The 25,782-nt window shown below is 51.7% G+C and carries 20 protein-coding genes and 3 pseudogenes; 11 read left to right on the top strand and 12 right to left on the bottom strand.

What is annotated here, in order from left to right; translation table 11 throughout:
* The first annotated feature begins 8 nt into the window (after positions 1-8).
* The gene (locus tag AC6CHM_RS16950; protein ID WP_498173811.1) at positions 9-953 is read left to right on the top strand and encodes a glycoside hydrolase family 26 protein; all 945 of its coding nucleotides are present in this window, start codon (positions 9-11) and stop codon (positions 951-953) included.
* Positions 954-1,083: 130 nt separating this feature from the next.
* Positions 1,084-1,599, top strand: coding sequence for a DUF995 domain-containing protein (locus AC6CHM_RS16945; protein WP_498173810.1), 516 nt, complete (start codon positions 1,084-1,086; stop codon positions 1,597-1,599).
* A gap of 95 nt (positions 1,600-1,694) precedes the next feature.
* Here AC6CHM_RS16945 and AC6CHM_RS16940 read toward each other — a convergent pair whose 3' ends face one another.
* Complete coding sequence (locus tag AC6CHM_RS16940) at positions 1,695-2,009, bottom strand: hypothetical protein (RefSeq protein WP_115054875.1); 315 nt, start codon at positions 2,007-2,009, stop codon at positions 1,695-1,697.
* A gap of 913 nt (positions 2,010-2,922) precedes the next feature.
* On the opposite strand from AC6CHM_RS16940, the gene AC6CHM_RS16935 reads away from it, so the two are divergent.
* Entirely contained in the window at positions 2,923-3,174 is a 252-nt protein-coding gene (locus AC6CHM_RS16935) for a DUF982 domain-containing protein (RefSeq protein WP_115054876.1), read from the top strand.
* Positions 3,175-3,327: 153 nt separating this feature from the next.
* Here AC6CHM_RS16935 and AC6CHM_RS16930 read toward each other — a convergent pair whose 3' ends face one another.
* The 3 genes from AC6CHM_RS16930 to AC6CHM_RS16920 form a co-directional block, all read right to left on the bottom strand.
* The gene (locus AC6CHM_RS16930) at positions 3,328-4,245 is read right to left on the bottom strand and encodes an HlyD family secretion protein (RefSeq protein ID WP_498173898.1); all 918 of its coding nucleotides are present in this window, start codon (positions 4,243-4,245) and stop codon (positions 3,328-3,330) included.
* 102 nt (positions 4,246-4,347) lie between these two features.
* Positions 4,348-5,619: a glycosyltransferase family 2 protein gene (locus tag AC6CHM_RS16925; RefSeq protein WP_498173809.1), complete on the bottom strand. Its 1,272-nt coding sequence runs from the start codon at positions 5,617-5,619 to the stop codon at positions 4,348-4,350.
* Entirely contained in the window at positions 5,616-7,013 is a 1,398-nt protein-coding gene (locus AC6CHM_RS16920; protein WP_498173808.1) for a TackOD1 domain-containing metal-binding protein, read from the bottom strand. Before AC6CHM_RS16920 ends, AC6CHM_RS16925 begins: the two co-directional genes overlap by 4 nt.
* Before the next feature lie 491 nt (positions 7,014-7,504).
* On the opposite strand from AC6CHM_RS16920, the pseudogene AC6CHM_RS16915 reads away from it, so the two are divergent.
* Positions 7,505-7,648 (top strand): annotated as a pseudogene (locus AC6CHM_RS16915) (LLM class flavin-dependent oxidoreductase); the annotation flags it as partial.
* A 449-nt stretch (positions 7,649-8,097) separates the two neighbouring features.
* Here AC6CHM_RS16915 and AC6CHM_RS16910 read toward each other — a convergent pair.
* From AC6CHM_RS16910 to AC6CHM_RS16895, 4 genes and pseudogenes are all read right to left on the bottom strand, one after another.
* A pseudogene (locus AC6CHM_RS16910) lies at positions 8,098-8,918 on the bottom strand (ABC transporter ATP-binding protein).
* A gap of 87 nt (positions 8,919-9,005) precedes the next feature.
* Positions 9,006-10,046 carry an ABC transporter substrate-binding protein gene (locus AC6CHM_RS16905; RefSeq protein WP_498173807.1) on the bottom strand — a complete coding sequence of 347 codons (1,041 nt, stop codon included), beginning with the start codon at positions 10,044-10,046 and terminating at the stop codon, positions 9,006-9,008.
* Positions 10,047-10,335: 289 nt separating this feature from the next.
* A pseudogene (locus AC6CHM_RS16900) lies at positions 10,336-11,338 on the bottom strand (NADP-dependent oxidoreductase).
* Positions 11,339-11,369: 31 nt separating this feature from the next.
* Positions 11,370-12,185, bottom strand: a complete 816-nt coding sequence (locus AC6CHM_RS16895; protein ID WP_498173806.1) for an oxidoreductase — start codon at positions 12,183-12,185, stop codon at positions 11,370-11,372.
* An 89-nt stretch (positions 12,186-12,274) separates the two neighbouring features.
* Here AC6CHM_RS16895 and AC6CHM_RS16890 point away from each other — a divergent pair, with 89 nt between their 5' ends.
* Positions 12,275-12,709: a winged helix-turn-helix transcriptional regulator gene (locus tag AC6CHM_RS16890; RefSeq protein ID WP_498173805.1), complete on the top strand. Its 435-nt coding sequence runs from the start codon at positions 12,275-12,277 to the stop codon at positions 12,707-12,709.
* 147 nt (positions 12,710-12,856) lie between these two features.
* On the opposite strand, the gene AC6CHM_RS16885 is transcribed toward AC6CHM_RS16890, so the two are convergent.
* The 4 genes from AC6CHM_RS16885 to AC6CHM_RS16870 all read right to left on the bottom strand — a co-directional run bounded on the left by AC6CHM_RS16885 (position 12,857) and on the right by AC6CHM_RS16870 (position 17,366).
* A complete protein-coding gene (locus AC6CHM_RS16885; RefSeq protein WP_115054895.1) occupies positions 12,857-14,065 on the bottom strand; it encodes an MFS transporter in 1,209 nt (402 codons plus the stop codon).
* A 59-nt stretch (positions 14,066-14,124) separates the two neighbouring features.
* Entirely contained in the window at positions 14,125-15,114 is a 990-nt protein-coding gene (locus tag AC6CHM_RS16880) for a cupin domain-containing protein (protein ID WP_498173804.1), read from the bottom strand.
* A 109-nt stretch (positions 15,115-15,223) separates the two neighbouring features.
* Complete coding sequence (locus tag AC6CHM_RS16875; protein WP_498173803.1) at positions 15,224-16,105, bottom strand: alpha/beta fold hydrolase; 882 nt, start codon at positions 16,103-16,105, stop codon at positions 15,224-15,226.
* A 73-nt stretch (positions 16,106-16,178) separates the two neighbouring features.
* Positions 16,179-17,366: an MFS transporter gene (locus AC6CHM_RS16870; protein WP_498173802.1), complete on the bottom strand. Its 1,188-nt coding sequence runs from the start codon at positions 17,364-17,366 to the stop codon at positions 16,179-16,181.
* A 298-nt stretch (positions 17,367-17,664) separates the two neighbouring features.
* Here AC6CHM_RS16870 and AC6CHM_RS16865 point away from each other — a divergent pair, with 298 nt between their 5' ends.
* From AC6CHM_RS16865 to AC6CHM_RS16840, 6 genes are all read left to right on the top strand, one after another.
* Entirely contained in the window at positions 17,665-18,420 is a 756-nt protein-coding gene (locus AC6CHM_RS16865) for an SDR family oxidoreductase (RefSeq protein ID WP_498173801.1), read from the top strand.
* A gap of 241 nt (positions 18,421-18,661) precedes the next feature.
* The gene (locus AC6CHM_RS16860) at positions 18,662-19,687 is read left to right on the top strand and encodes a substrate-binding domain-containing protein (protein ID WP_115054898.1); all 1,026 of its coding nucleotides are present in this window, start codon (positions 18,662-18,664) and stop codon (positions 19,685-19,687) included.
* Positions 19,688-20,366: 679 nt separating this feature from the next.
* Entirely contained in the window at positions 20,367-21,062 is a 696-nt protein-coding gene (locus AC6CHM_RS16855; RefSeq protein ID WP_498173800.1) for a hypothetical protein, read from the top strand.
* Positions 21,063-21,193: 131 nt separating this feature from the next.
* The gene (locus AC6CHM_RS16850) at positions 21,194-22,597 is read left to right on the top strand and encodes an L-fucose/L-arabinose isomerase family protein (protein ID WP_498173799.1); all 1,404 of its coding nucleotides are present in this window, start codon (positions 21,194-21,196) and stop codon (positions 22,595-22,597) included.
* Positions 22,598-22,709: 112 nt separating this feature from the next.
* Positions 22,710-24,665 carry an FAD/NAD(P)-binding protein gene (locus AC6CHM_RS16845; RefSeq protein ID WP_498173798.1) on the top strand — a complete coding sequence of 652 codons (1,956 nt, stop codon included), beginning with the start codon at positions 22,710-22,712 and terminating at the stop codon, positions 24,663-24,665.
* 70 nt (positions 24,666-24,735) lie between these two features.
* A complete protein-coding gene (locus AC6CHM_RS16840) occupies positions 24,736-25,782 on the top strand; it encodes an aldose epimerase family protein (RefSeq protein ID WP_498173797.1) in 1,047 nt (348 codons plus the stop codon).

Below are 25,782 nucleotides of genomic sequence, written 5' to 3'. Positions count from 1 at the left end.
AGGGGGAGATGAAACATCTCTTTAAATTAACCGCAGCCTTGTTGTGCGGTGCGTGCATTTCCGGTGGCGTTTATGCTGCCAGCGGGGTCTCCGGAGCAAGTATCGATAGCCGCAATCCGTTTCATGACAAACGGCCCGTCATCGCGGCTGATGCTGTGACGCCAGGTGCGTATGATCCTCATGGAGACTTTACCAATGATACCAACTCCAAGATCGAACACCTGTTTCTTCCTTGGGAGGACGTGGATCTTGCGACGCTCAGTGCCGCAGACACTTATGCGCGTGAGCGGGGAAGGTCGCTGCTGATCACTGTCGAGCCTTGGTCGTGGGCACGCGACTGGCGTGTCAGCCCGGAGGATTTGCTTAGTGGGATTCTCGCTGGACGGTATGACTCAAACATGTCTGCGGTCTGCTCAGCTGCAGCGAAATTGAAAAGCCCTGTTACCATTCGTTGGGCGCAGGAAATGGAGGATAATGACGGACAGTTCACTTGGGCCTTCTGGAAGCCTGATGGCTATGTAAAGGCATACAGACACGTAAACAATGTATGCCGAAAAGAACTCCCGTCAGCCAAATATATGTGGTCGCCGAAAGGAGAGGAAGGTTTGGAAGCCTACTATCCGGGCGATGAATATGTCGACATTATTGGTCTGTCCGTCTTTGGATATCAGCCCTATGACAAACTGGAAGTCGGTCACGATACAACATTTGTTGAGCGTACAGGACCTGGATATGCTCGTGTGGCAGCATTTGGCAAACCAATCGCTATCGCGGAGTTAGGCTATGAAGGCGATGACGAGTATGTTCGCAATTGGGCTGCGGAAGCAAACAAGCCGCATACTGAGTTTCCTGCCATGACGGCAGTTGTCTACTTCAATGATCGTGAAGTCTACAATTGGCCGAGAAATGTTGGTCGGCCTGATTGGCGCGTCGCCAACCATCCGTTGGATTGATCGCCGACGGTCACATGGCGGTTCGACGATTTATCTGTCGGCGATCCGCTTCCACCTTTGTGTTCATGCGATTCCTATGAGGGAGCCTTAAGACTCTCGCGGGATCCGATCTGTTAGTCAGGAAAATAAAATGTATCCGATCCGTTCAATTATCGTAAGTTCGGCGTTTTCCGTTCTATTGCTGGCAGGCAATGCCGGCGCTGCATCCAAAGCAGAAACTGACGACGCGATGGCAAAACTTGCCACTGCAGCGTCGCCGATGAAGGCCACGGCGCTCGAAAAGCTTTATGCCGGGCATACGTGGAAATGGAAAACCGGTGGCGGTTTCTTTTCCAATGATCAAAAGAAGTTTGCTGCATGGTCGCGTAAGGGCGCAGCATGGTCCTATGGCGAGGGACGTTGGTATACTACCAACGGAGGAAAACTCTGCCTGCGGGCTCTGTGGTCCAGTAAAGAGGGAGGAAGTGGTGCTGTCACATGTTTCCTGCATCGGGAAAAGGATGGCGTCATCTATCAAAAGCCAAACCTGGGCGGCAGTTGGTATGTATTCCGGCACAATCCCGCTCAAGAAGGCGATGAAGCGCTCAAACTGGTCGAAGGCGATCGGGTGAGCAAGGAAGTGTCTCGTCTCAAGGGCATTCGCTGACAATAGATATCTTGCTGCGCGCATGCTTAGAGCCTTTGTTGCTTCTATTTAAACAACAAAGGCTCTAGGCGCGACTGCCCTGTTGCAAAGTCCGCTTATGCGTCTGGTCGCTTGAAAACACCTGGATTGTAGCAACGCGACTTTTGTCCAAAGCCGCTTGGTGTACACACATACGGATTGCTGTTCATATATCGCGAAGCAGATACCTTTATAATTTTGCCAATAGGCTTCTTCGCATAACGTACTTCGTTGTTAACCCGATATTTGACGAGATAAACTGTCCGGGTTTCTTCTTTTGGTTTGCGGATTTCTCCGGCTTGTGCATTTAGGCTGAGAACAGAAACTGTCAGCCCGATTGCTGTTGCCACTACCCATTTTAGAGTATTCTGGCGAGTCATTGAAAATATCATTTGGTAGCCTCCAATGTTCTTATTCTGGAGCGTACTCTAATCAACAGGATTTAATGTTCCGCTCGAACTATCGTATAAATTTTATGTAAATTCTTGCATTTTAAATGGATGTTCGAAGGCTCGTTAGACAAGACTATTAAAGCGCCGGACATTGGCGCGCGTGTATCTGGCAATTAACGATTTGGCAACATGCCGAGTTCTTCGTGTTACTTGCTCGCGCGTTACAAGGTTCAAAACGTATTACCCATGAAACTTGCTGTTGCCCGCTACGTTTATGAAAACGCGGTCCGAACACGAGATTAAAAATGTCTGCCAGTGATTGGCGATTACTAGAACGATTTAATTTTGATGGACATTCCATTGCTTGGGGCGCGGTCGGAACCGGTCCTCCAGCGGTAGTCCTCCGCGGCACACCATTTTCTTCGGTTGTGTGGCGCCGCATCATACACGGCGTTGCGCGCACATCTTTTGAATGGATTGGATTATCGATCGCTCGTTCTGATCGATCCGGTTGCGATAAGCCCACAGGGGACACCCCTGGTGCAGGCCGCCAAAGCCACATGAGCAGGTTTTTGCCGGACTGCCGGCATATCTTCACGGAGCAAGGCTGCGAGCCTATATTGGCACCGCTGTTGGCAACACTTTGCGTGAGGACGAGATGCAGCTCTATCTGGCGCCCAGGCTTGGGGAGAACGGCCAGAAAGCATTCTGGGGCAGGCGGCTCAGATGGATGATAAATACAGCGATAAAATAGAATGGCGCTACGCAGGAGCATTGCCAGGCCGTCAACGCAAGTGCGCATTTGACAATGTCACGCCGGAGTCACGGGGACCAAGATATTAATTAATTATTAAATAAAAATCATGAGCCGCATCGTTCGACGATAGCGCGCATAGCATTGGCAGGGGCAATAATGACAAATCTTACCTTTCAGCCGGTAATTGTGGAAAGTAATCACTTTGGCAGAAATGAGACGATTGCATCCATACGTGATGCTGCATCGTTTTTACTGTCCGGGTGGCCGAAGAAGAAAGCCTCTCTTTATATGGAGGCCCGTGTCCTATGCTACGAAGCCCAAACGGGGATTGCTTCGGTGGAAGCAGCGAGACTTATCTTTGTAGAGGCGGCGATTGAAGCCGACATCTACGTTAAGGAAGTCCGCTAGAGCAAATTTGTTTTATAGCGCCCATTCTGTTTGTGAATGGCAACCAAACCGCTTTGTTGGACAGCTTCGTCTGAATGATAACATTCATGTTGCTGTCTTCGGCGTGGATTGACTCATTGTTCGAGAAACAAATGGGCTTATGCATATCTGCAATTAGCGAACCCAACACCAACCGAACATGCATCCTTTGATGACGACCTTCTGGGTTACTGCAAAGGGATGGTTTTCAGATAGCGCAATCCGGATCAGCCGAGATCGATCGCGTGGGCGCAATAAATTTTGAAACTCTGCTGGTAGAGCGTCGGCAATCGGCAATACTTTTTCAACAGTTCCTATCGACCGCTCGCTGCCGCCACTAACCTGAAGCCTCATGCCCTTGGTAACAGGAAAGAGATATTCATCTGGCAAATAAGCAAACAGGTAAGCCTTCCCACCATTGATTTGCAGCATTTCATCGCCCAGACGGACGACCTGACCCGGAACAGGAACTTTTGAGCCCACTACACCCGAAACAGCTGCCGTTACCTTGCCGTCTCCATAGATTGTTTTCATCTTGTGAACTGCGTTGGACGCAACCTGTCGTGACTCACCAACCACTTGGAGTTCGTTTGCAGTGACCTGTAACTCCGCTTGAAGTTGAGCATAGCGTTCTGCGGCGTTGTAGTTGGCCGTCAAGGCTTCATCCCTTCGATTTGCAAGCACAAGTCCTCGCGTCGATACCCGATCGAGCCGCAAGATTGCATCGTTGCTTTCATGTGCTGACCGCTCTGCCAAAGGCAATAGTGATTTGTTCTTGGCTGCCTTACCTCGAAGCTCTCCCTCTCGCACTGCGAGTTCACTTGTGCGTACCGAGAGCTCTGCGATCTCTTTCACCATCTCGAATGAGGTGAGCTGAAGAAGAGGGGTTCCCTGCGTCACACTATCGCCCTCACTAACCAACACCTTGTCCACTGTGGCAGGATAGCTGGCAGATACAATATAACGCTCTGCCAGTACGATGCCGTCGGCCGACAAGATAAACATGCCGCCGACAAGGTAGTTCGCGAGCGTTAGCACCAGTGCTGCCAGCATCAAGAGATAGACAAATCTGCTCAGGCGGCCGGATCCCTTTCGTTGTTGCCTATCGAGATTGTCAATGCGCGGGCGTTTGCGAATGTACTTCATTGTGTCACCTTACCACGCACGCTCATGGCGCACTTTTTCCGGCGTGTAGTTATCGCGATGTGAACCTCGAAAAAACCACTCATCGATATAAGCCAGCAAGCGCACCGAACGCATGCCGTAGGACATGAAGATGGAGTAACCAGGAAGGAACAGAAGATTGCGCCAGAAGCTTGCGCGCCCCGTTGTCCAGCACGCCAGAGCAAGCATGAAGGCGTCCAGAACAAGCAAGGCGATTTGCATCGTGACGAGAATCGGAATGGCAAGTGCACCGAAGTTGATTGCCAGCCACGATAAATAGATCGGGAAAATGACCGTGCCAGCCACGCCGAATACCAGAAAATCCCATTGATGAAACGCTTCGGCCCATTTGAACTTGCGGTCAAACGGATTAAGCAGCCGACGGTGCTTTCTAAACCGGATCCATACTGCGTCACGCTCCCAACGCAGCCGCTGCCTGATGTAGGCGTAAAAAGTTGCCGGCACATCTGTATAGCACACGGCATTTGGCACATATCCGATGTGCCATCCAGCCCGACGAAGCCGCAGCGTGACATCGAGATCTTCGCCGCCGCCGACGTCAAGGCCGCCGATTTCATCAAGAGCTGTTCTGCGAAAAGCGCTGAAAGCGCCGGATGCGCAGGTTATTTGACCAATTGCTGCGCTGAACCGCTTTCCAACCGAAATTGACTCCAGATATTCTATTTCCTGAAACTGTGAAACAAGACTGACACCGCCGTTACGTGGCGCAATGTCTCCGCACGCTGCTCCGATCCGTTCGTCGGCAAACGGCTCCAACAGGCGCTCAATTGCAAAACGGTCAAATGAACAATCGCAATCGATGTTAATAATAATGTCCCCATGGGCTATGGAGCATGCCAAATTGGTCCCGCTTGCTTTACCCCCGCGAATTCCGGTAGAAAGAATACAAGATCCCAAACCCTTTTGAACCATTTTACTGGCGACTTTGTTCATTCCGTCTGTTGAACCGTCGCTGACTATAATGATGTCGAAATCAAGAAATGACTGCTCCATCAAGGAATTGACGCAGGCGCCGATTGAGTCAGCTTCGTTGTGGCCAATAAGGACGACGCTGACGCTGGTCGATCGGGATAGAGACCTGTCTCTGTTATCACTCTCCTGATGCCGCAAGCTCATGGCAGCTATTGCAAAGGGCACGACATATCGGGGAACGTCGAATATGAGCGTGTACCAGAAGACGGTAACCAAACTCGAGCCAGTTTGGGCAAGGAGAAATGACACGCCGATTTCAAGATCGGTCACGACAGTGCTTTTTCGCGTGTGCCCCACAAAACGAGCAGGGTGGGGTTCAGTTTATCGGAAAGAACAGACTCGGCATGGTCAAGCGCCTCTTTCAAATAGGCTGTAAAACCGGATTCGTCGCATCCGAAAAAGAGGACGTACTCCCGCTCGCGGGACGAATATACCGATGCCATTTCGCCAAGAATGCCTTGAAGATTATCTGCAAGTAGTTTCCGCATCGCAATGAAGTCGCTTTCACCTCGCGTTTTGAGCACATGGTCACGGCAATCATATTGAACCTCAGCCAGCGTGAAATCCGATGCTGCGCCGGTTAAGGAAGAAAGCTGCGCAATCTTCTTTTGCAGCTCTTCCGGAAGATAACGAAGTTGAGCAATCGGAAATCGATTGATGTCTTCGCCATCGTTGGAAAGCAGGGCAGTGGATTGGTTGGACAAAGAATAGGAAAATACATCCGCTACGCTGACCGCATCGCCGGTGACATGCATCCCGCAATCCTGGCACAGAAAACCAATGACGGGCTCGGAAGTCGTGTTCTTGCACCGGGCGCACACCTGAATCTGTCCCGGCTTGTCATAATCCTTGCCATAGTGGCGTAATTGCTTGCTACATTTGGGACATATAAGCGCCGTTCCGCGGCGGAATTCTGCCTCAGGACTTAGTTGGGCGCAGCTATAGTGGTGGATCAGATCTGCTTCTGCTAGTTGTGGCGAACGACAGGCAGGGCATTCTTCCCTGACAGTCAATCGGTGGGATTGGCAACCGGCGCATTTATAGTATCTCTCGAAAAAACTGCGCTCAAGCCATCCTTTGTTGGCGAGTGCCTCCGCGACCATGGTTGCAGAAGCTGTATTAGAAAAACCCTTATATGCGTAATAGTACGGCGAATTGGGCTGTCTGACCGGGGTTAGATCTTCTCCGGAAACGAACAAATAAGCCATCATTCTTACGGCGGGTGCGGTGGGCGACAGAAATCTGCTTGATAAGCGCGCGCGGCGGTCGCGAAATTTTCTAATGCAGCTTGCAGTCTCAACCCATGATTTGGGATCCTTCAGGCTAAAATCCACGTCAGCAACTACGCTTGGTTTGCCGGAAATGTTCACCACCGGAACAAGAAACAGATCTCTTGCGCTTCGAAATCTTTCCAGACCGAATGATTGTCTTTCGTTCGTAAGTAAAACTGCATCAATGTCATTATTATCGACGACGGAAAATACTTCGCGAAAGTAGCGGGAATGTGGAATGACCGTGTCAGGATAGAATGCTATTTGAGGGATGCGCAGGTTAAATTCTTGCCATACGGATCGGCACTGATCCACCACGGGATGTCGGTCGATGAAAGCCCGGTTTTCATGTGGAGCAGTACTTTCAAGCAAGGATATGTTGCTGTTTGACACGGTACACCTTTTCGGACTCTGTTGAGCCGGACACAAGTATAAATTAAAGCTGCGGTATCATATATTATGATATTGTTTGGAATTTTAGTAAACTCTTCGTAAAAATCAGTGTCAAGTAACTTGTTATGGGATCAATATATTTGTGCACGGGTAGTTAGTACCTAATATTTAGCTTAATACTGCGATTGATTGTCTTGTCCGCATAAATGAAGCGCCGTGTCCAAGGGCGGGCGGTTTGTAACTCAAGGTCAGATCATGCCGCTCATTATCAATCAGCAAGCATCCTCGTTAAAACACACACCGCGAGCACATCAATGCCTGTCATTTTCCACAGAGATGGAACACTGACAGTTATTTCTGTAGTTCGCCGAATTTTTAGCAAGCCGTTCTTTGACGGTTCAACAGTTAAGGGAAAATCTGGGTGGCTCTGAAACTAGATGGTCTTCCGTGTGTCGAAGGTCGTCTTTTTGCAATGGAGGCACTTTCTCAAAATGGGCTATGCACTCAGTTTACTCGATAAAAGTCCGGTTTTTAACGGTGAGCCATCCAGTGCTGCTCTGAAAAGGACTGTCGCTTTGGCCCGGCAGGCAGAAGAGTGGGGCTTTCGTCGTTTTTGGGTCGCCGAGCATCATGATCTGGCAGCAAGGCTATCGGTGGTAATGGATTGAGCATGGAGGTGAGGGTAGACAGCAGGTCACGTCCGATCTGGGTGGAAACGGCAAGCGAGGTGAGCACGAAAGCCAGAACGACACCGATAGCATAACCCTTGACCAGAACATCCAGTGAATTAAAAGCCCGGCTTGGAATGACGCCGCTGGCAACGTCATCGACGAGCGCCTTGACCGCCGCGGAGAACGGCGGCAGCAGCAACTCGTTGCCCTGAAGTCTGGCAGCGATTTCCCATAGCAAGGCAAGACAAAACAGGATCAGGCCTTTCCTTGTCCAGGTGTGTTGCCAAAGGCGGTTATATACGGGCAACCCTTCCCCGCTCGTGGCATGGGCAAGGGGCTCGAGCGGGAGCTCGTATTCCGGTCGAACCGGCGGGGTTATGCGCGGGTTTGTTTTGCTGCCGGAGCTCAGGATTTTACTCATCATTTGCTCCATCGACGGCGACTGCCTCTTCGAAAAGAAGTCGGTGAATATGATTTGCGGCTGCCTGAAATTGCGAGCTTCCACCGCTGCCGAGATCCCATTCATGGCTGTTGATCTCGGCTCTCATCCGCCCAGGATGTGGCGACAAAAGCGCGATCCGATTTCCAACCACCAAGGCTTCTTCGATGGAATGCGTCACAAAGAGCAGTGTGAAGCGAACTTCTTCCCATAACGCCAGAAGTTCCTCCTGCATCTTTCGCCGCGTGAGCGCATCCAGTGCTGCGAATGGTTCGTCCATCAGTAGGACACGCGGCTCCATGGCGAGCGCCCGGGCAATGGCTACTCGCTGTTTCATGCCACCCGAAAGTGTATTGGGATAGGCATCAGCGAAACGGCTCAGGCCTACTTTTTCGATATAGTGCTCGGCACGCTCGGCAGCTTCCTTGCGACCGACCCGCCCCGACGCTCGCATCGGGAACGCGACGTTCTCGCGGACGGTTTTCCATGGAGGCAATTGATCAAACTCCTGGAAAACAACAACACGGTCTGGGCCGGACCCTGGATCGTGCGTCCATCCAACACTATCCGACCCTTGCGCGGCGCAATGAACCCGCCAACAGCCTTTAAAAGGGTGGATTTTCCACAACCGGAGGCTCCAAGCAGGATAAAACGGTCTGCTTCCCACACGTCGAAGCTGACATTTTGCGTTGCACGCACCACACGACCCGGCGTCTTATACTCGAGGGTGACGTTCTCGACCGAAAGAAGGGGCGGAGCGGGCGGCCCGAAATTCTCCGGAGCAAATTCAGTCATGCCGTCCATTCTCAATTCCATCTGATTCACGACTCAAAAGCAGATCGCTTGAGCGATCTGCTTTTTGCGCCGGGATGTTAAGCTCACTCAACTGCCGTTCTCACCAGCGGCCTCTGGGAAGAAATAATCCTGCCAGGAATTAGCTTTGTTTTTCAGGACGCCAAGCTTATGAAGCTCCGTCGCATAAACGAAGGTGTTCTGGGGGACGATGGTGAAATCATTTTCAGGATCGTTGATGATTTCTAAAATCAATTCAGGGGAGAGCTTGGAACCCTGCTGACGGATAAACGTCTGTGCAGCCTCTTGCTTGTTTGCATTGATCCAGTCCGACGCTTCGCGCAGAGCGGCATAGAAGGCAGCATAGGTTTTGGGATTGTCGTTATGGAATGCTGAACTGGCATAAAGCACGTTGAAGGTCGCTGATCCGCCTAAAATGTCGTAGGAACTAATGACCTTATGTACCGCTTTATTTGCCTGCAAGGCTTGATAATAAAACGGTGCAGAGGAAAAATGAGAATTCACTTCGGTGCCGCCCGAGATTAGCGCTGCGGTCGCGTCGGGGTGCGGCAAGCTGACGGAAATTTCATCAAGCTTTTGGAAATTGTCGGCGCCGAAGATCTTGGCTGCCTCGATTTGTAGCGTTCGCGACTGAAAACCCGTGCCGGCAGCAGGCACGGCTATCCTATCCTTATCGCTGAAATCCTTGAGTTCGTGGACATCCGGGTTAGTCGTTAGCAAGTAGTTCGGTAATGAGCCGAGCGCGGCGACCAGCTTGACGTCCTGCTTACCCTTGGTCCGGTCCCACATTGTCAATGCCGGTGGAACTCCTGCTGACACAATATCCAGATTGTTGGCGAGCAGTGCCTCATTCATTGCGGTTGCACCAGAAATGCTTGCCCATTCAACCTTGATATCAACACCAGCTTGCTTTCCGTGCTTTTCAATCAAAGCCTGGTCGCGAACGACATCCAGGATCAGATAGGCTATTCCGAACTGCTGGGCGATCCTGATGGAGCCTTCGGCAGCAGCCTGCCCCGCCAACAGCATGGCAACAATACCGAATGCCGCACCGAGAGCTCTTTGACGCTTAGATTGGTTGCTCAATGTCGCAAAGCTAAGGGCCTTCATGAATTCTCCATCGAGCGAAATGACTGCGGTGAAGCGTTCTGCTTCTCTTGCATGATGGGGACAGGCTAAGGACAACCACCAAACCGATCAACACAACTGCGTTCTATTCTGGCGCGCAAAAAGAGATCAGAATCGCTCGGCACCGTCGAAAATTCGAAGAATGTACTTGCCGCGCCGTACAAAGGCACATTGCTGACCACTGCAACTTCATGTGGTCATGCTATTGAGTGCCGTTTAGGAGCGCTACGGTGGCTCTACATCTTATATTGGACCCACCGTCTTCTAACGGTCACTTCATAGCAATAATTACCTTGCCCTTTGCCCGACCTGTCTCGACATAAGCCAGTGCTTCGTTGGTTTTCTCAAACGGGAAGACTTGATCCACAACAGGGCGAATGACATTTGCCTCAATCAATACGGTAATCTGACTGAGTTGCTCGCCATTGGCGGTCATGAAAAGGAAAGAATAGCTTATGTTTCGACGTTTCGCTTTCCTGCGAATGCCGAAACTTAGGAGGCGCGTGATTTGTTGAAGCGGCCAGCTGAGCCCATTTTGTTTTGCGAAATTTGGATCAGGCGGACCCGAAATCGAGATCAGTTTTCCTCCTGGTTTCAATACGCGGAGGGAGTTTTCCAGCGTGTCTTTACCAAGACTGTTTAGGACGACGTCAAATCCGTGCAACACTTCCTCGAATTTATCCTTCTTATAATCGACCACGGCATCCGCGCCGAGACTTTTGACGAGATCAATGTTTATCGTGCTTGTGGTTGTTGCCACATATGCTCCGAGATGTTTGGCAAGTTGAATGGCGATCGTACCTACGCCGCCGGAGCCTGCATGGATCAGGACTTTCTGACCCTTTTGTAAATTAGCGCGCTCGACAAGCACCTGCCATGCCGTCAAGGCGACGAGTGGAACGGACGCAGCCTCCTCCATTGTCAGATTATTCGGCTTTATTGCCAAATCTAACTCATTGACGGCAATATATTGCGCAAATGTTCCGATGCGATCCTGTGCTGGTCGTGCATAGACCTCATCTCCAGGCTTGAAGTGGCGAACTTTCGGCCCCAACTCGGGTTACCACGCCCGCCACATCGTTGCCTAAGATCAGCGGGAGGCGATATGGCAAAATAAGCTTGAACTCGCCATCACGAATTTTACTATCCAGAACATTCACACTGGCGGCATGGATTTCCACCATCACATCATTGTCCCGTAGTTCCGGCATCGGACTATCGGTTAACCGGAGGGCGCCGCCCTTTGCGTATTGATCGACAACAAACGATTTCATAGAAAATAGCTTTCTTCAGTGCGGCTGAAATTCAAGCTGGAAGTCGATTGAATTTCCGCAAGTTTTTGTCAACGAACGACTCCGGCAGGAAGCGGCGTATAAAGCGAACCTGTCGCGCAGCCTTACCAACAGTATAGCGTCTTTTGGGCGATACGGCATTGGCGGCGCTCACAACTGCTGCTGCGACGCTCTCTGGTGCATCACCCTTCTCGATGATTTCGCGCATCAATTTTTCGGCGTAAGCACGGATAGTATCATAAACGGGAAGTGGCTGGTCTGGCCGGGTAATGTTTTCTTCGAAAGACGTGCGAGTGACCCCCGGCTCCACAAGAACAACGCGGATACCTTGTGTTCGAATTTCGTGATCGAGCGATTCCGAATAGCCCTCAATAGCGTGTTTGGTGGATGAATAAAGAGCATTATAGGGCGCTGGAATAAGTCCAAGTATAGAGCTCAGATTGATAATCCGCCCTTTGCCCTGGCGTCGCATAATGGGCAGAACGGCATTTGTCATACGTAGCACGCCGAACACGTTCACATCGAACACAGACTTTGCCTGAGTGACAGAAGATTCTTCAGCCCCACCGAGCAATCCGATCCCGGCATTGTTGACCAGGAGGTCAATCTGACCAGTGCGACTGAGGACCTCGTCTACAAGTGTCTGCACCGATGCATCATCCGTTACATCGCAAATCAGCATTGTAATGCCATCCGGCGTGTTCGGCATGGGTTTTCGACTGGTCCCGAACACGTGATAGCCATCGCGCCGTAGCGCTTGGGCTGTCACCAGGCCAATGCCGGAGGAAGCACCTGTAACAAGGGCAACCCGGTGCTCTATTTTGCTCATTTTCTTCAGCCTTCATTTTGCTATGGAACATCAATGAGCATTCAGTTACTATGAATTTAGTAGTAAGTCACTATCAAAAAGATACTAACATGAAAAAACTTTCAAACCAGCCATGTCTTATAGCTCGCAGCCTCGCCCTTGTGGGGGATGCCTGGAGTATGCTCATCCTGCGGGATGCCCATATTGGCCTCACGCGCTTCGACGAGTTTCGCAAGAGTCTTGGCATCGCTCCAACGATGCTGACTGCACGGCTTTCAGCCCTCACCGACGAAGGGTTGCTAGAAAAACGCCGCTACCTGGAACGACCGCCACGAGACGAATATGTGCTGACGGAAGCCGGACGTGACTTTCTTCCGGTGCTATTCGCAATTGGCGCATGGGGCCGCAAATACCGCGGCGGGGGCGAGGTGACCCGCTTCTTCGATGCGGAGACTGGGACAGAAATTGATCCCCTCACTATTGATCGAGGAACAGGTGCTCCGCTCGGTACACGCCCTATCCGGATCGAGCTTCCGGGGAAATGATTGTATGCGGATAAAGCAGTCTCCAGACATCGTCCAGTTTGCATGGAGTGGCTGTATGCGTCCGTGGACTGCAAATAGTAATACAAGACAGCATTCGTTTGCTGCCTTGTATTATATCAGTTTGTTCCTGCCACCCCGGTGCAAGGATCAGTCGCGGGGCTGCAATAGCGCCAGCAGAACGGTCGAAGCGGCAAGGATGGCGGTAAGGGTCAACGGGCCGGTTGCGCCATAGGTGTCCACGACATAGCCGCCGGCAACAGCCCCAATAGTGATGGCGACCTGGAACGAGGTAACCATCAGACTGCCTGCTGCCTCCAACGCGTCGGGTGCTGCGCGAGATAGATTGGTTGGCAACACCACTGGCGCCATGCCGAAGGCCAGGCCCCAAAGCGTAGCAAAGCCAAAGGCAACACCGATATGCACTCCCCAAAGCACCAAAGCGAGTGCCGCAAACGCCATTAAAGCGGCAGTGACGACGAGCGCCATGCGGATATTGGTATCTGCCAGGCGACCGCCAACAATGTTACCGACAACAGCGGCGATGCCAAATCCAAGTAGTGCCAGGGCGATCGGACCGGTTGCAAGGAGGGTTACCTGCTCAAGGAATGGGCGCACATAGACCGAGCCAGCAAAATGTCCTGTCATGAGCAGCAGGATAGCAAGCATGCCGAGTTGAATGCCGCGTCGCCGTGTCAACCGAAAGACATCCGCAAGACTGTTGCTTGTGCTGGCAGGCAGGGTTGGCAGGCTTAGAAACTGCATCAACATGGCAATCGCGGCAAGCCCCGCTGTCATGGCCATGGCGCTGCGCCAGCCTATCCAATCGCTGATTATCGCCCCCATTGACGGTGCGGCAATCGTAGCGAGCGACACGCCGAGGGTGACAATAGCCATACCTCGACCTGTTGCATTGGCCCCCACCAATCTGGCAACAACAGCAACTGAAAGCGCCCAGAACGCGCTAAGGGCGATGCCTAGGCCAGCTCGGCCGAGCAATAGGAGCCAAAAATCGGTTGCTGCCGCTGCAAGGATATTGGAGCCAATTGCAAGGGCGCTAAGGCCCACCAAGACGGTCTTTCGGTTCAGGCGTCCAATGAGAACATTGCTCAACAAGGCAGTCACAGCGCCAACGGAAGCAGTTGCTGTGACGACCTGGCCTGCCGTTCCTTCGCTGATGCCAAGATCGCGCGCCATCGGCGTCAAAAGACCCGCTGGCAGAAACTCAGCTGACACCAATGCAAAGCTGGTTGCCGCCATGGAAAGAACCGCAAACCAGGTTGCTGGGGTCCAGGCAGTTGGCGCAGCGCTATCAATATCTATCGCTGTGCGTTCAAACTGTAATGTCGTGTCTGTCATTAAAGTATCTCCAATGTTTGGAAATACTAATAGCCAATTTCTTTCGGATGATATGTATCCTAAAATCCGAAATCCATGTCCATTCGTCCGGAAATTGTGCGGCGCACAACGCCGGGTGAGACATTGGTGATGCGCTTGAACGCGCGAGCGAAGGAGGCTTCTGATTCGTAGCCTAGGCGAGTAGCGACCTCGGCAACCGACAGACCGTTTTGCGCCAGTAATTCGCCGGCAAGCTGCATGCGCAGGCGAGCGAGATAATGCGCGGCGCCTTCGCCCAAGACAGCGCTAAAGCGCTCAGCGAATATTGAACGTGATTGCCCCGCCAAACCTGCGAGACTCTCCAACGTCCAGTTATGACCGGGGTTTCTGTGCATCGCTGCCAGAACGCGGCCAATATGGGGGTCGCGAATGGCGGCAAGCCAACCCGTTGTCGATGCACCCGTGCAGTTGACCCAGCAGCGAATAAGTCTGGCCGTTAACAAGTCTGCCATACGCGATAAGATGGTGGCGCTACCCATCTGTGGTTGTGTGGCCTCCACCGTCATGGCGGCGAGTAAAGGACCGACAATTGGGTCATTGCCAGCCACATCGCACCCCTTGATGATTGGTGGCATCAAACTGATCAAGGGACTGAGCGCACAGGCGCCCAAGGTCATGGACCCGCAAAACAGGGTACTCGTCGCGCCTGTCCCCTCCCGCACCACTTCGCATACATTGCTACCCAACTTGGTTACCTGACAACCCTCAAGCGAGTCACCCACCACATTTGGCGCGCTGGCCAGCCGATGGGCGATGCCTTGCGGCAGCAGTACCAGATCGCCATCGTGCAACTCCTGCCAGCCTTGCTCCTCCGTGTGGATCCAGCACGGACCTTGGCTGACAAAGTGAAAGCGGAGCAGAGGTTGCTGCGGAAAAGCGATGCTCCATGGATGCCGGAGCTCACAGCGACCGTAGTTCACGCCACTAAGGCGGAAATCCTGCAAGACTTCGCTCAGCGCATCCATAGGGATATGCGATGGTGAAGGTGGTCGGGACGGATAATCAAGCATTCAATTGATGTATATGCCGAACGTCCGGAAGACAAGTGGCTAGCAGGCGCTCTCCGTTGACCCACTTCGCCAATAAATGCTGTGCACCAAATTACTTTGTCTAACCCGCCTATTGTAGCGATACGCGCGAAAGAAAGTCACGGACAAGTGGAATCGCTTCATCCAGATGTGTCTCGAGCAGCCAGTGACCGGCGTTGTAGATGAGATGCAGTTCAGCGTTCGGTAAATCGCGTTGATAGGCCAGGCAAGACTCCTTGGGCATGTATCCATCCTGTGGCCCCCAGACAATCAGGGTAGGGGGTTGGTACTCACGCAGATAAGCTTGGTAACGTGGAAACCACTCCAGATTATGCTCCAGCTTCTCCATAAGCGCGACCGACACAGCCCTGCGAACGGGCGTGTCCATCAACGGCCAGTGCAGTTTCCAAAGGTCCGGCGGCACTTTCGCGCCTACCTCCTTTGACACTTCGCCGATAAACTCTTTTTGAAAGCCATCTTCGCTGACGGCTTCTTCGAGTGCGCGGTGGTTTTCGGCAGATTTGTCATTCCACCAGGCTTTTATTGTCGAATATTTTGGTCCCAGAACGTCTTCGTAAATGTCGCCGTTTTGAATGATAAGGGCCGCTATCCTTTCGGGATCCGCGATCGCGTGTCGTAGGCCGATCTGCGATCCGTAATCGTGGAGCCACAAGATATAGCGGCGCAGGTTAAGAGCATCGGCTACCTGTTCAAGAACCTCAGCATATGCATCGAAATCATACCCGAATGAAGAAGGTTCCGGTGTATGGCTATAGCCAAATCCGGGCCAGTCGAAAGCTATCGTTCGCCACTGATCGGACAGGGCTGGCATCAGCCGTCGAAACTGATAGGACGAACAAGGATAGCCGTGCGGTAGCAGCAAAACCGGAGCATCTGCCGGTCCTGCTTCACGCAAGAAAATTCGGTGCCCGCTAATTTCGGCATATCGATGTATAACTGCGTTATGCTGCATATCAATTACCTCAAACCTGGACCATTTAAACGTCAATAAATGGTTGGGGTTCCGTTAACTGCCGTGCAACACGTCAGATCGCTGATTTAATACCCGCATAGTTGGCATCCGCGGGAGCTGTCTTATGAGACATTAAGCTCAAAGCCCCCAGTAAAATTGCCACCGCAATGTAAACGGGCCCAAGACCAACTTTTCCACCCACAAAACCGATGATCGATGGTGCCAGCAAAATGCCCGAATGACCCATTGTGGTTACAATGCTCATGCTGACCCCCGTATTCAGCCCGGGCTGATTTCCGGCAGTTGAGAACAAAATCGGTGCCAAATTGGCAATGCCAATCCCGCAAAGGGCAAAGGCCGCAATGGCCAGCCAAGGCCACGGAGACAGCCCGACAATGAGCATGCCAAAGGCAGCTATGGTGCCAGATAGACGGAATGTCGCGACAGCGCCAAGGTAATTACGGATGCGGTCTCCACTAAACCGCGTTAGGGCCATGGCACCCGAAAACCCTGCGAAGGCGAAACCTGCCATTGCAGTGTCAGCCAGCAATTCCTTCTGCAGGTAAAGAGCTGACCAGTTGAGTATGGAACCTTCGGCACTCATGCAAAGGAGCGCCATCGCGCCGATAATGTAGACCGCTCGTTGGGACGGCAAAATAAGGTTGAATCGTGTCTCGGATGCCTTATGGTCAGTGTCTTCAGCAATATGGGCATAGGCCAGCGCTACCACGATGGCAGCGAGAACAGCGACAATTATGGTATGATTAAATGCGCCAAATGTTTGGATGATGATGCCGCCCAAAGCACCGCCGATAAAACCGCCAAGGCTCCAAAAGCCATGGGATGATGACATGATTGCACTACCCAACCGCTTTTCAAGTGAAACGACGTTAGCGTTCATGGCCACGTCCATGCCGCCTATGACGCCGCCAAACAGTGTGAGCACGATTGCTGCAACCCATATATCAGACGTCTGCGCCACCAGCGGCAACATAATGATAACCGGCAGCACAAACAAACGTAATGTGCGCTGAGATCCCACATGCGCGATCATTTGGCCAGCCAGTGTCATGGCTAAAATTGCTCCAACGCCAAAGCCAAGGATGAGCAGGCCAAGTGTAAACTCGCTGATTCCAAGCCTGGAAACAAAACTTGGAATTTGCGGAGCCCAGCTACCGACAACAAATCCGTTAACAAGAAACATTGTTGCTGCGGCTCTACGGCCACGACGGAGCATGGGGAGTTGGTCTGTTAATGACATGTCGGATTTCCTCAATCTTTTGTAGCTAATCACAAGGCGCGATGTCGGCGTGTAATCATGAGCATGGCTGGTTTAGACGCTCACATGTGGCCTGGTTGCGGGTCCTGAATTTCTTAATCCAACTTGACTGCCCCCAATATAGACGCTAAATCCGGCAGTATTGAGGTACGTACCTCAAATTTAGGTGGCGGTCAATCTCAATGCCGCTTAGGCGGAACAACGCGTTCAAAAGGCTTCCGGATCGTCGGTTGCTAAGCTTTAAAATGCATCATGTTGCATAAAGGGCATTGGGGAGAGTATGAGTATCAACCTTTTCAATTTGAGTGGTAAGCGCGCGCTTATCACTGGCTCGTCGCGGGGGATTGGTTTTGCTCTTGGGCGCGGCCTGGCTGCAGCGGGCGCGGAGGTCATTTTGAATGGCCGTGACGCCAAAAAACTGAAAGCTGCAGCACAAAGCCTTGGTGCGAAATACACGCTTGCTTTCGATGCTACGGACCACGCGGCGGTGCGCGTGGCGATTGACAGCTTTGAAGCAGAGACCGGTGCGATCGACATTTTGGTCAACAATGCAGGTATGACCCATCGTATGACCTTGGAAGATTTCCCGGTTGATACGTTTGAATTATTGCTTAAGACCAACATTCTGTCTGTATTCAATGTGGGTCAAGCAGTCGCTCGCCATATGATCAAGCGCGGTGCGGGCAAAATCATCAACATTGCCAGTGTCCAGACAGCGCTCGCTCGTCCCGGAATCGCCCCGTATACGGCGACTAAAGGCGCGGTGGGCAATCTCACTAAAGGAATGGCGACCGATTGGGCCAGATATGGTCTGCAGTGCAACGCGATCGCCCCGGGTTATTTCGACACGCAACTTACTGCCCTCCTTGTTGCTGACCCCGTTTTTTCTGACTGGCTGGAAAAGCGCACGCCGGCTGGCCGTTGGGGTAAACTTGAGGAGCTGGTAGGGGCATGTATTTTCCTGTCTTCCGATGCTTCCTCCTTTGTGAACGGGCATGTGCTGTACGTCGATGGTGGAATAACAGCTTCACTTTGAGTGTTGCAGGACGTCGTTTTCAGACATCAAGGACTATTTAGGTTCCTCGTTAGCGTGGCAAAATCTGCAGCGGCCTGCGATCACTTCGCAAGCTGGCGTATACATCGTTGTTTTGCAGCTTGACTCCTTCGCATTTGCGGACCGAAAAGAGAAAGTCAAAGCGCTTCTTAGGCCTTCCGGATGTCGTTCGTCGGCGTTATTGAGTTAGCTTAAATTTGTTTTCGGAACGGGATGGTTAAACGTGCGACCTACAGTGCAGGATGTGGCGAGACAGGCCGGTGTCAGCCTTGCTTCAGTTGATAGAGTGCTTAATCAACGCCCTGGGGTGCGCGAGAAAACGATTGCGAAAGTTGAAGCCGCGATTTCGAAGCTCGGTTATATCAGAGACGTCTCTGCTGCGAACTTGGCAAAGCGGCAGATTTATCGCTTCGCGTTTGTAATACCAGAGGGAGCTAACAGCTTCATGCGGGGGTTGGAGGCCGAAATCGAAGCAGTAAAGCAACATTCAGCAAATGATCGTACGGAGATTTCGATTTATAAAGTCCCCCCTTTTGATGGGCGGGCACTGGCGGCTACGCTGGATGGCCTGGACCCCGCTCGTTACTCGGGCGTGGCGGTTGTTGCAACGGAAGCTGTGGCTGTAAGAGATGCGCTGGCCCGGTTGCGCCGGAACAACGTTCCAGTCGTTACACTTGTTTCAGATGTACCTTCTTTCCAGTGTGATGCGTATGTGGGCATTGACAATGTTGCAGCTGGACGCACTGCTGCCAGACTCATGGGCAATTTTTTAGGTGAAAAGTCGGGAAAGATTGCGCTGGTTGCGGGGTCAATGCTGGTTCGGGATCACGTGGAACGCCGCATGGGATTTGAGCAGGTCATTCGTAGCGATTATACGCGTTTGGAATGCTTGCCGGTAATCGAGGGCAAGGATGACAGCCAGCTGGTCCAAAAATATCTTAGTGAATGCCTGAGGATGCATAGTGATGTCGTCGGGGTATATAATATGGGCGCGGGCAATCGTGGTCTCATTGAGGTTTTGTCAAAGAACGGGGCTAGCAAGGAACGCGTGGTTGTTGCCCATGAATTGACAGAGCACACACGACGCGCCCTTAATGCTGGCATTGTCGATGCCATCATTCATCAAGATGCCGGTCATGAGGTGCGCAGCGCTCTACGTATATTGAAAGCACGGATTGATAAAACACCTTTGCTCGCCGGACAGGAAACCATTCGAATTGAAATCTACCTGAATGAAAATTTGTCCTAAACGACATCGCCAAGAAACCGCTTGAGGAAGTAGTCGAACGAAGCTCGCATTCTTCGAACAGCGATGGAGGCATTACGTCATTTGTCCTTTGCAGGTATGACTATCGTACCTCAAATAGCGATAGTAGTATCTTTACAGCCTAAGGTCAGTTGGAGGTATTTTCATTGCCCCACGCAAAATAATCCCCCAGGTTGAGCGAATTGATATTGAAAAGCAACGCAATCGTCAGCTTTGCGAGGCATTAACATAAAACGACTTTCTGTCTCTAAGGGATTGACGTGCTAAATATAAAGAGGTACGTACCTCAACATGATACCGTTCGGTTGATTTTGTTGGACGTGTCAGGGAGGATAGAGCGCATTCTGAGGAGAGAGTGTGACTTCCGGCATGTTGCTGCTGTGAGACAATCGATCAGGCTTCATGGGATACAGATGCATAAAGCCGTGTCTCTGAAATCCGTACCGGGCTGTAGGAGGACCAGCGGTTGGTGCGGTTAGCGAAATTATCATTTTGTGGATTCGAAAAAACAACGGACCGGCGCGATCAGGTTTCCACTTACTCGTCTTAGTGATGAGCGGGCAACGTCGAGTGTGGGTTCGAAAGTAAGCTTGGTGTGCGTTCAGTGATTGTCGCGCCAGCTCTCTAAAGTCATGCAATTTGTATATCGTGGGAGGAAGTGATGGTAAAGATAATTGCAATGCTGACGAACAACGATCTGACTGTTGAAAACGCTAGGGAAACGTTCGAAGCATCAAAACGTGCGCCCACCCAATACTGGGGCTTTAAGGACACAGGTATTTCAAATTACACCGCGAGTGAGTTGGCTAAATACATCTTCGATAAAGGAAAAACGATTGTTTTTGAATCCTTTGGTAAGGAAGAAGATGACTGCCTACGTGCAGCCGAGTTTGCTATAAAAAACAACTGTAAGTATCTCATTGGATGTGAGTTCCACGCCTCGGTGGTATCCCTTCTACAGGGATCTTCTGTATCTTATTTTCCCACTATCGGGAGAAGGGCTGGTATCCCCCGATATCTCTATGGCAGCATTTCGGAAGTGGTAAGTGACGGGCAGCGTGTGCTGGCAAGCGGCGCGGACGGCATCTGTCTGTCGATGTACCGTTACAAGGACGGGGATCCGCACGAGCTCGGCTTGGCCGCACTCCAGGCAGCGGGCCGGCAGTCAACTATCATAGCTGGCAGCATCAGTACATTCGAACGCCTCAAGCAGGTGCGAAAGCTCAGGCCATGGGGCTTCACGATCGGTTCGGCCCTCTTTGACGAGGCGTTTGGCAAAGGTCTGAGCTGGCCTGAGCAAATTTCAGTCTTGGACGCCGTCCTGGGATGTGAGCCGGAGACAATCTTAAATGTTTAAAGGCGGTCATCGAGCGAGGTGAGTGACGGATACTCCCCGCACTCACATGCCGCTGACAGCCATTCGAACTGCGCACCAGTACCCAATATGAATTGCTGATGCGCATGAAAACCAGGAAGGTAGCAGAAGTAATGTCAATGACGTTTGGGATTGTAGTTGGAAGCCGGGGATTTTTCCCGGGTCACCTTGCGGCTACAGGTCGTGATCATATGATCAGTGCTGTTGAAAAGGCTGGCCATAAATGCATCGTCCTTGGCCTCGAAGACACCCAGCATGGTGCCGTGCAGTCATTTGAGGATGCTAGAAAATGCGCAGCTTTGTTCAAGAAGCATGCTGATGATATTGATGGAATAATCGTCACGCTTCCGAACTTCGGGGAAGAGCGGCCAATCGCCGACACCATCCGCCTGTCGGGACTGAAGGTTCCTACCTTAATCCAGGCCACCCCGGATGATCCGCAAAAAATGTCGATTCAGTGGCGCCGTGACAGCTTCTGCGGAAAGATGTCGGCCTGCAATAATCTGCGACAGTACGGCATTCGCTATTCACTCACCAAATCTCACTGCGTTGACCCGCTCAGCGATGAGTTTCAAGATGATCTTGCGCGTTTTTCGGCGACATGCCGTATTGTTGGTGGTTTGCGGGGCTTGCGAATAGGCGCAATCGGCGCACGGCCACAAGCCTTCAATACAGTTCGTTACAGTGAAAAACTTCTTGAGGCGGCCGGAATTTCGGTCATCACGCTCGATCTTTCAGAGATTTTAGGGCGGGTTTCCCGCCTCGATGATGGCGCTTCGATCGTCACAGACAAGGTCAAGGCGATCAAAAACTATATTACAGTTGAAGGTGTGCCTCATCCGGCCATCCTCAGACAAGCCAAGCTTGCGGCGGTGACCGAGGAATGGATGCGGGAAGTCGATGTTTCGATTAGCGCGATTCAATGTTGGACGTCATTGGAAGAAAACTATGGTGTCGTGCCTTGCACAATGATGAGCATGATGAGTTCCAAGTTAATGTCCAGTGCTTGTGAAGTCGACGTCTGTGGGCTCATAGGCATGCATATGTTGGCACTTGCCTCCGGGACGCCGAGCGCGCTTCTCGATTGGAACAACAACTATGGAACGAACGCTAATAAAGCCGTGTGTTTCCATTGCAGCAACCTGCCGAAAGAATTCTTTAAAAACTACAAAATGGACTTTCAGGAAATCATTGCCGGGACGGTTGGCAAAGACAATACTTATGGAACGGTGGATGGTTCAATAAAGTCGGGGCACATGACCTATATTCGTGTGAGCACGGATGACACATCCGGGCGCATTTGTGGTTACGTCGGAGAAGGAAAGTTCACCGACGATCCGCTGGAAACGTTTGGTGGCGCGGGCGTTGTTGAAATTCCCAATATGCAAAAGTTGCTGCGTTATATTTGCGAAAACGGCTTTGAGCATCATGTGGCGGCGAATTTTTCTTCCGTCAGTGAGGCCATAATCGACGCGTCACGCCAGTATCTCGGTTGGGATTTCCATCTCCACGAATGAAAAAATTGAAAACCACGCGAGTGGTTGGAAGGTGGTGCCAGGCCACATCTCTGGTTTCTTCTTAAAAGTGTTGAGCGCCGATATCCGAATGTTCTTGATAATGGAGGGTAGCATGACAGAAACGATCCACAAGCCGCTCTTCAAGGCAGATAGTGCATGGGGACCTTCGAACAACGATAAGCTAACGCCTGAACGCATCGCTATCATAGGAACCGGCCCCAGAGGCATTTCTGTGATCGAACGGATTGCCAGCAAACTTGCGGGGCGGCAAACGCTTCGCCCCCTGATCATCTATGCCATTGACAGTGTCGAAGTCGGTTGTGGCCGTATTTGGCGCACGGACCAACCTGACTGGCTGATCATGAACACACGTTGCAAGAACGCCACGATGTTTCCGGACGTGCCCGATAGCGCTTGGCGTCCAGGTTCTAGACCAACATTTATGGAATGGTGGCGGCAAGTTGATGCCAATTATCCGGGTCCCTCAGGTTTTGCTCCAAGAGGCCTTTATGGCAAGTATTTAAAATTTGTCTTGGATGTCATCGAGTTGAATTTGCCCGAGCAAATGCATCTGGAGCGGGTGCGGGATCAGATTATCGGTGTCGCCGAACATGGCAATGAGTATGTGCTAGAATTTGAATCAGGGCGCGCCGCGCTGCATGTGGATCGGCTTATAGTTTGTTCCGGATATCCTCATTCCAAGAAAAAGAAAAGTGCGGTGAAGCCGATGGCTACGACTACAGCGCACCTGTCTTCGTTCGATGTGCTCGAAAATTTCCATGACGGACTATCGCTACCGCCCGACCTATCCGGAAGTGTCATAGGTATCAGGGGGCTTGGCCTTTCGTTCTATGACGTCTTGTCTGAGCTGACGATAGGTAGAGGCGGCAAGTATGTTCGGCGGGACGGTACGGTTCAGTACGTGCCAAGCGGCAACGAACCTAAGCTTATCATTGCGGGTTCACGAAGCGGATTTCCATTGCCTGTCCGTGGTAAAGATGACCGCCCTGCCAATCTCGCTCACACGCCGCATTTTTTCTCAAAGCACCGTGTCGCGCTCATTCGTGCCAATGGCCCGACATGTTTCCGCTCCAGTTACCTGCCGTGGCTTACGGCGGAAGTTAATCTTGTCTACCTTGAAAAAACCTTGGGGCTCGCGCGCTATGGCCAGTTTCGAAAGAGGCTCGATGCTAGTCAAGTCACGGCCAACACCGTCATTCAGGTCATGTCTGACTTGGCGCGCCCCTATGGTATCGACAAGCTTTTGGATCTTGAAACTATCGCGACACCCTTCAATGGATTGTCGTTCAGCGACCAAGGCGAATTTCGGCGTGCTATAATTTCGCTCGTTAGCGAGGATATCGCCCGAGCGGAGGTTGGAGAATTCACTGATCCGGTTAAGGCTGCTCTGGATGTGCTTCGGCATGTCAGGCCCATCATACGCAAGGCCGTCGACCTTGGGGGCTTAACCCGCGCGTCTCATCATGAATTCATATTAAAGATTGCGCCGACAATAGCGTTCTTGTCGACGGGTCCATCCCTGATGCGAGCAAAGCAACTACTGGCCCTCATTCAATGCGGCATGTTGGAAATACTCGGCCCATCCGTGAGTTTTCGTGAGGATATGGAAACTGGTATTGTCGCCTCTTCAGAAAAGGTCGAAGACTATAGCGTTGGGATCGACATTTTAATCGATGCATATGTGGCAGCGCCAAATGTGGATCTCGACCAAAACCCGGTTATTCGTAGCCTTGCCGATATAGGGATCCTGAGAAATTTCATGGGGGTTGGCGGTGTTGAGGTAACAAGCAAACCGTTTAATCCAATAACCATTGATGGTGAGATCAAGGAACGAATCCACGTGCTTGGTATCCCGACGGAGTCGGCAAGATGGTTTTTACACGTTGGCGTTGCAGAGCCGGGCGCATGGGACGAGTTCATTGACGATGCCGATGCGATTGCCGCAGCCTCGATTCAAGCTTTGGTGCTGCATGAACCGGAAGCAACTTCGTTCGATGGTAGCTGGCTACCGAAAAGCGATGCAGACACCAACAAATACTTGAGCTGAGCCCATGTTCAAATCAGCACTTCCTGCGGCCCGGCGAGACTCTTCGAACACAAATTAGATGGTAGAATAGATGCAAGATCGTATCTTTGGGCAAGTCAACGGTGTCGATATCCATGAGGTCACTTTACGTTCGGATGGGGGTGTAGAGGCAAAGATCCTGACGTGGGGGGCTGCGGTGCGTGATTTGCTCATCCCCACGCCTCTGGGAAAACAACGGGTTGTCATCGGCTTTGATAAAATTGACGACTATACCGCCGATACTGCTCATGCCGGCACAATCGCTGGTCGTTTTGCCAACAGAATTGCCCAAGGCCGTTTTGAACTGGATGGCAAAGATTATCAACTGCCACTTAATCAAGATGGAAAGCATACGCTACACGGCGGTGGCGACGGTCAAGGCTTTAGCCGGAGACCTTGGAGGCTCGAGGCATACGACGCGTCATCAGTGACGATGTCACTTCAATCTTCGGACGGTGATGCCGGTTTCCCCGGCAACCTGGATGTTCAGTGCGTTTATCGATTGTTGGACCCCGCGACCTTGGCGGTCGAGTTGACCGCCACAACTGACGCACCAACGCTCTGTAATCTCGCCAGCCATGGTTACTTCAATCTTGAGTTGCCAGTTGGATTCAAAAACGCTCCCGTACCAAGCGCAATTGATCATGAGTTTTTAGCAGAAGCTGACTTTTATACTCCAGTCGATAGCGATCTAATTCCAACAGGCGAGATACGCTCGGTTTATGGAACGCCCTTTGATTTTCAAAAGCCAAGGCCTTTACGAAACCAACAGGAGGTCAACTACGACCTGGGGTTCGTTCTACGAGAGAAAGCCTCTGCAGATATAAAACTGATACATGCAGGAACGCTGTTCGGACCCAAGACACGAATGGCCATGGATGTTTATACGACCGAGCCACACCTGCAATTATATGATGGCGGAGCGTTCAATGGCCCGGCCGTGGGTCTCGATGGAGTTCGGTATGGAAAGCATTGCGGTATCTGCCTGGAACCGCAGCGTTACCCCGATAGCCCTAATCGGAGTCATTTCGTCGGTGCAGTGTTGCGACCGAATGAAACCTATCGACAGGTAACGGAGTACAGATTTCGCACATTTTAA

The sequence above is a fragment of the Phyllobacterium sp. GQ127 genome, assembly GCF_059758635.1.
The sequence above is the reverse complement of the archived record's forward strand: the minus strand, read 5'-3'. Positions and strand labels throughout refer to the sequence as shown.

Coding starts and splice junctions, on each gene's coding strand:
- AC6CHM_RS16855 (WP_498173800.1), top strand. CDS start 20,367: ATGGTAAAGATAATTGCAATGCTGACGAACAACGATCTGACTGTTGAA.
- AC6CHM_RS16895 (WP_498173806.1), bottom strand. CDS start 12,185: ATGAGCAAAATAGAGCACCGGGTTGCCCTTGTTACAGGTGCTTCCTCC.
- AC6CHM_RS16945 (WP_498173810.1), top strand. CDS start 1,084: ATGTATCCGATCCGTTCAATTATCGTAAGTTCGGCGTTTTCCGTTCTA.
- AC6CHM_RS16935 (WP_115054876.1), top strand. CDS start 2,923: ATGACAAATCTTACCTTTCAGCCGGTAATTGTGGAAAGTAATCACTTT.
- AC6CHM_RS16880 (WP_498173804.1), bottom strand. CDS start 15,114: ATGCTTGATTATCCGTCCCGACCACCTTCACCATCGCATATCCCTATG.
- AC6CHM_RS16845 (WP_498173798.1), top strand. CDS start 22,710: ATGACAGAAACGATCCACAAGCCGCTCTTCAAGGCAGATAGTGCATGG.
- AC6CHM_RS16885 (WP_115054895.1), bottom strand. CDS start 14,065: ATGACAGACACGACATTACAGTTTGAACGCACAGCGATAGATATTGAT.
- AC6CHM_RS16905 (WP_498173807.1), bottom strand. CDS start 10,046: ATGAAGGCCCTTAGCTTTGCGACATTGAGCAACCAATCTAAGCGTCAA.
- AC6CHM_RS16865 (WP_498173801.1), top strand. CDS start 17,665: ATGAGTATCAACCTTTTCAATTTGAGTGGTAAGCGCGCGCTTATCACT.
- AC6CHM_RS16850 (WP_498173799.1), top strand. CDS start 21,194: ATGTCAATGACGTTTGGGATTGTAGTTGGAAGCCGGGGATTTTTCCCG.
- AC6CHM_RS16890 (WP_498173805.1), top strand. CDS start 12,275: ATGAAAAAACTTTCAAACCAGCCATGTCTTATAGCTCGCAGCCTCGCC.
- AC6CHM_RS16940 (WP_115054875.1), bottom strand. CDS start 2,009: ATGATATTTTCAATGACTCGCCAGAATACTCTAAAATGGGTAGTGGCA.
- AC6CHM_RS16870 (WP_498173802.1), bottom strand. CDS start 17,366: ATGTCATTAACAGACCAACTCCCCATGCTCCGTCGTGGCCGTAGAGCC.
- AC6CHM_RS16840 (WP_498173797.1), top strand. CDS start 24,736: ATGCAAGATCGTATCTTTGGGCAAGTCAACGGTGTCGATATCCATGAG.
- AC6CHM_RS16950 (WP_498173811.1), top strand. CDS start 9: ATGAAACATCTCTTTAAATTAACCGCAGCCTTGTTGTGCGGTGCGTGC.
- AC6CHM_RS16930 (WP_498173898.1), bottom strand. CDS start 4,245: ATGCTGGCAGCACTGGTGCTAACGCTCGCGAACTACCTTGTCGGCGGC.
- AC6CHM_RS16875 (WP_498173803.1), bottom strand. CDS start 16,105: ATGCAGCATAACGCAGTTATACATCGATATGCCGAAATTAGCGGGCAC.